The 5,849-nt window shown below is 37.9% G+C and carries 3 protein-coding genes and 1 pseudogene; 3 read left to right on the top strand and 1 reads right to left on the bottom strand.

Annotation, left to right across the window (positions count from 1 at the left end; all coding sequences use genetic code 11):
• Positions 1-208 (top strand): annotated as a pseudogene (locus ABY905_RS13110) (hypothetical protein); the annotation flags it as partial.
• 63 nt (positions 209-271) lie between these two features.
• Here ABY905_RS13110 and ABY905_RS13105 read toward each other — a convergent pair.
• Positions 272-2,740 carry a TonB-dependent receptor domain-containing protein gene (locus ABY905_RS13105; RefSeq protein WP_372644600.1) on the bottom strand — a complete coding sequence of 823 codons (2,469 nt, stop codon included), beginning with the start codon at positions 2,738-2,740 and terminating at the stop codon, positions 272-274.
• A gap of 367 nt (positions 2,741-3,107) precedes the next feature.
• On the opposite strand from ABY905_RS13105, the gene ovoA reads away from it, so the two are divergent.
• Both ovoA and ABY905_RS13095 read left to right on the top strand, forming a co-directional pair.
• Positions 3,108-5,243, top strand: a complete 2,136-nt coding sequence (gene ovoA, locus ABY905_RS13100) for a 5-histidylcysteine sulfoxide synthase (RefSeq protein ID WP_372644598.1) — start codon at positions 3,108-3,110, stop codon at positions 5,241-5,243.
• Positions 5,244-5,442: 199 nt separating this feature from the next.
• On the top strand, positions 5,443-5,849 hold a 407-nt coding region (locus ABY905_RS13095), incomplete at its 3' end, for a GtrA family protein (protein ID WP_372644596.1).

The raw sequence follows: 5,849 nt of genomic DNA, 5'->3' as shown, positions 1-5,849 counted from the left end.
TCTAACATTGACTTCGAGTAAAAGAGCTATGAAATTACTGAAACGCAAATGGAAGAGTCTACATCGATGGGTGTATCTAGCTACTATTTTGATCATGCTTCATGTAATTATTCTGGATAAGTCGTGGTTGGTATATGGGATATTGTTTGGTTTAGGTTTTGTTTTTAGAATAAAAGCCTTGAAACGTTTTATAAAAACGAGTCTGTAAATTTTTGAAAAAAAAAGAGGTATTCCTCAGAACACCTCTTTAATATTATCATTCGACCTGAAATTACATTTCAAATTCCTCCATGTCACCACCTTGACCGTTGGCTCCACGTTTCTTCTTATAATTATTGATTCTATAACTTAGGTTTAGTTTAATACTTGGCCACTGCATATCGAATTTGCTGTAGTTATAAAAGCCATTCCCTTCGCTAATGTTTTCGTGTTTAGCAGTATTTAATACATTACGCAATTGTAAAGTTGCGGATAGTCTACGTTGCATAAACTCTTTTTTAAGGCCCAAGTTAGCTGTGATAAAACCTTTACGTTCACCCTGTGCTTTTTTACTTGCGGAGTGATACATCACACTCACTTGAAAACGAGTGGTTTTATTAAACATGAAAGTTGAATTGTTCCTCAGACTCCAATTTAAACTCTCGGTAGAGAAATCTTGGACAGTAGCCATATTTTCGCTGTCGTAGGTTGTATACTCTCCTTCTTCTTTGTAGTGATACGCATTACCAATCAAGTCATTTTTAAACCATTTAGCGAAGCTTAAATTCACCATAGTCTCAACACCTAAAGAGTAATCTGTTCCAACATTTTCAGTAGTTGATAGCATCACATTTTCCTGATATACCGATTTGATACGCTCCATGACATTGTGAGTGACACGGTAATAAGTTTCAAATGAGATAGATTGTTCGCCAATACGTTTCTGATAACCCAATTCATATGAATCGATATACTCGGGCTTTAAGCTAGGATTCCCTTTTCTAACGTTATAAGCATCACTCCAGGTAATAAAGGGCTCAAGGTTCCAACCTCTTGGACGTTGAATACGTCGAGTGTAGCTGGCCATTAATTGATTCCCTTCCTTTAGATCAACTTGTGTATGAATGGTAGGAAAGAAATCCCAACGATTGATTGTAAAGCTTTCAGTTTCACCTTTGAATTTAATTTCTCTATCAGTATACTCACTTCTTAATCCCAGTTGGTAACCAAACTTACCTAATTGATCGGCATATAGGGCATAAACGCCATGTACATTTTTTTTATAATCAACTTCGTGTCCAAATTCTGGCTGTAAAACGTAGTCATTTACATCTCCTTTTACATAGTCAGATTGTGTAGTAATGTCTTCACTCTGGCGAAGTTTCGCTTGATATCCTGCTTCAAATTTACTTTTACCACCCAATGGAAGGGTATAGTCAGCTCTAATATCGAGATGAGAACCAGGGCCTTTTTCAGTTCCTTTTTTTCCATCTACTATAGTGCCATCCTGTTTACGTTCTGTTTTTGATTTTTCATCACCATCACGGTAAGAATAGTTAACCTGCGTTAATAACTGATGACCTTTTCCTTTAAATTTACGTAGGTAGCTGAAGTTGGCATTGTAGAATTCCATCTCACGATTCCAGTTGTCAGAACTTTTATAGTTTTGTACAGGACTTGGAGCACCACCATCAATAGTGAAGTAATCTTTGTAATCGAGATCTGATCCCATATTCATTTCTCTACCACCATACCGAAGACCAAGAGTTACAAGATTTTTATCATCTATTTCATAATCAAAACCCGTACGAAGCCCATAACCCAAACGCTCACGATCAGAATCACCTTCAGAAAATACGTACGTCGTTTTATCTCCTGAAGTTGTTCTGTTTTCGCTTTCACGATCGCCAGAAAAGTTACGATTGCTATAATCCATTCCCAAGTGGAAATTGAATTTATTCTTACGCAGGTTCACCAAGAAATCAGCTCCGTAGTTACCGAAGTTCCCCACATTTAGGTTAACAACACCTGAAGTGCCTTTTAGGTTACCTTTTTTAGTGATAATATTTATGATACCTGATGAGCCTTCCGGATCGTATTTGGCCGAAGGGTTAGTGATGATCTCAATATTCTCAATCACACTAGCTGGCATCTGAGTCAGGATGTCGGCAGCTTCTAAAATAGAAGGACGACCGTCAACCAAAACCGTAAAGCTACTGCTGCCACGTAGGCTGACATTACCTTCGATATCAACGTTGATTGAGGGTACACTTTCGAGCACATCAACAGCATTACCACTTGCAGTTGTCAATTGTCTGCTAACAGGTATAACTTTTTTATCTATCTGATATTGAATTGGTAGTCGTTCTGCGTTAACAGTAACTTCCCCTAAAGCCTCGCTAGCTTGTGACAACAATACCTCTTTTAGATCAGCAATCTTGTGATCACGATTAATTGGAATATTGCGTATAGTTTTTTTGTTGTAGCCTATAAATGAAATCTCAACATAGTATTTGCCAGGTTTTAATTGTTTCAATTCGAATTCACCTTTAGCATTTGTAATGGTGCCATTTATTAAGGTAGAATCTGACATTTTAAATACTGAAACTGTTGCGTATTCAACAGCAGTTTTCAAGTCTTTGTCTTTTACGATACCTTTAATCGTACCACCCATTGCCCCCTTTGAGTTTGGTACGGGCTTCATAGCTTGAGTCAAGCTAATTAGCATCGCAAAAACTAATAATAATAGTGTTTTCTTCATGTTCTAAGTCCTTGTTTAAAGATGAACTGCAGTGCAGTTCTAATTAGTAGGTTGTGTTTTTATATGACTAAAATCCACAAATAGTATTTTCTCAAAATAGTAACGTTTACTTAGACGTTAATGGATGTAAAAGGTTTAGTCGCATTTTCACTTTCGAATCCAAAATTATCATATTTAATTTTTATATGCTGGTTTGTGTACGCTTTTGTCAAGATTTAACAAATATTTAACGAGTTGGGTTATGTTCTGATAATCTTAGACTTTGGTTGGCAATAGTAGGACGAATTAAAGTTGTTTGTTAGTGGACTTATAATAAAATTATTAACTTCATTACGTTAAGAAAAAATGTGGAATTAAAATAAAAATAATGCAAAATACGACTGCTGCAGAGTTATATAAAAATATACTTATAACTAAAACACCTATTTTAAACGAAGGAAGTCCTGATTCTAAAAGAGAGGAGATTCTTAACTATTTTATGGCGACTTGGGAGCTGGACGATCGCTTATATGACTCTTTGATCGATGATGACGTTTTCTATATGCGTGCCGATCCTCTTCGTCATCCGCTTATCTTTTATATTGGGCATACTGCTACTTTCTATATCAATAAGTTGATCCTGGCTGGTCTTATCACTGAAAGAATAAATCCTAAGTTCGAATCCATATTTGCAGTTGGGGTGGATGAGATGTCTTGGGACGATTTGAATGAGGCACATTACGATTGGCCAACTGTTCAGGAAGTGCGCGACTACCGTAAGCAGGTTAAAGCTATGATGGCAGATTTGATTGCTGAGCTTTCCCTGAATATGCCCATCAATTGGAATGAACCCTTTTGGGTGATTATGATGGGAATTGAGCATCAGCGCATCCATATAGAGACGTCTTCGGTTTTAATTCGTCTTTTACCCATCGATAAGGTTCAGGCTAACCCTTTATTTAAGATTTGTGAGGAAGCGGGAATTGCCCCAAGCAATGAATTGGTAAAAGTGAAATCTGGTAAAGTGATCTTGGGTAAAAAGCGTGACGATGCCCTATATGGCTGGGACAATGAGTTTGGAAACCTAACTTCTGAAATTAAAGGTTTTTCTGCATCGAAGTATTTGGTATCTAATCATGAATATAAGGCTTTTGTTGATGACGAGGGATATAAAACCCAAGAGTGGTGGACTGAAGAGGGGTGGAACTGGGTGCAATATAAGAAATGTGAGTGTCCTGTGTTTTGGGTGAAGAACAATGAGAGTTGGTCGCTCCGTTGCATGTTGCAAGAGATCGAAATGCCATGGAATTGGCCTGCTGAGGTCAATTACCTGGAGGCAAAAGCTTTCTGTAACTGGAAATCGACTCAGACAGGTAAAAGGTTGAGGATGCCTACCGAGGAAGAATATTACTTACTACGTAATTCGCTGGATATTCCTGATCAACCCTATTGGGATAAGGCTCCTGGCAATATTAATCTCGAACACTTCGCTTCTTCTTGTCCTATAGATAAGTTCGAGTTTAATGGGATTTACGATGTGATTGGTAATGTGTGGCAGTGGACTGAGATGCCTATCTCGGCCTTGGATGGTTTCGAGATTCATCCTTTTTACGATGATTTCTCAACCCCAACTTTTGATGCTCGGCATAATCTAATTAAAGGGGGCTCGTGGATATCGACAGGAAATTTGGCCATTAAGGATTCGCGTTATGCTTTCCGTCGTCATTTCTTTCAGCATGCTGGTTTTCGTTATATAGAATCAGAAGAGGAGTTGGTTATTCAGGACGACTACTATGAGAGCGACGATTTGGTTTCGCAATATTGTGAGTTTCAGTACGGGCAGACTTACTTTGGCGTGGAGAACTATTCTCTGGCCTGCCTGAAGCTAATCGAAGAACATTTACAAAGTATTAATAAAGGATCAGCCCTCGATTTGGGTTGCGCCACAGGACGAACCAGTTTTGAGTTGGCGAAGCATTTCGATAAGGTAACTGGTTTAGACTTCTCTGCTCGTTTTATTCGCATAGGCACACAGCTGAAAGAGAGTGGTAAGTTGAATTATAGCAGAATAGAGGAGGGGAAGCTGGACACCTTTAAGGAGGTTAAATTATCAGACTTTGGTTTGGATGCCAATAGCAATAGGGTAGAGTTCTTCCAAGGGGATGCTTGTAATCTGAAGCCCTTCTTTACGGCTTACGACTTGGTTTTTGCAAGTAACCTAATCGATAGACTTTACGATCCGCTTAAGTTCTTACACGAGATTCATTCTCGAATGAATAAGGGTGGACTGTTGGTACTGACTTCTCCTTACACTTGGTTGGAAGAGTTTACCGATGTAGAGAATTGGGTAGGGGGTTATCGTAAAAATGGTGAGCCTTACAGTACGTTTGATGGCTTGAAAGATAACCTGCAAGAGCATTTCGATTTGGTTACTGAACCTCAGGATGTGCCTTTTGTCATCCGGGAAACAGCACGTAAATACCAACACACGCTTGCTCAAATGACTATTTGGAGAAGAAAGTAATCTTCGATAAATATAGGAATAGGGCTTCTCGTATAGGGAAGCCTTTTTTTGTCTAGTTAAGCTAGGCGCAGATTTTAATGATAGTTTATGATCTATTTATATGACTTAAAAAGAATAAGATTCAATCATATCAAATCATATTTTATCAGCGTCAAAAATTAAGATTGAAAATCATATATTTGTCATCTAAATTATAGAGATGAAGTTATTTTACGCACTTATAAGATTTATTGAGAAGGTTATTCTGTGGTTTTACCCACCTTTTAAGAGATTCATGCCAGAGCAAACATTTAAATATGCGGCAACTGGAGGAGCTAATACAGCTTTAGATATTTTACTGTACTTTATCTTTTATCATTTTGTTCTTGAAAAGCAAATTGTTGAACTTGGCTTTTATGCAATCTCACCCCATATAGCGGCTTTTATCATGTCATTCATCATTACTTTCCCCATTGGTTTTGTACTGGCAAAATTCATCAGCTTCCCGGGTTCTTTTCTCCGAAAACGTATCCAGTTCTTTCGATATGGCTTAAGTGTAATGGGAAGTGTGCTTTTAAATTATATTTTCCTGAAACTCTTTGTGGAATCCTTTGGCTGGTATCCCAC

This window comes from Ancylomarina sp., assembly GCF_041555295.1.
Taxonomy (GTDB): Bacteria; Bacteroidota; Bacteroidia; order Bacteroidales; family Marinifilaceae; genus Ancylomarina.
The sequence above is the reverse complement of the archived record's forward strand: the minus strand, read 5'-3'. Positions and strand labels throughout refer to the sequence as shown.

Coding starts and splice junctions, on each gene's coding strand:
- ABY905_RS13105 (WP_372644600.1), bottom strand. CDS start 2,740: ATGAAGAAAACACTATTATTATTAGTTTTTGCGATGCTAATTAGCTTG.
- ovoA (WP_372644598.1), top strand. CDS start 3,108: ATGCAAAATACGACTGCTGCAGAGTTATATAAAAATATACTTATAACT.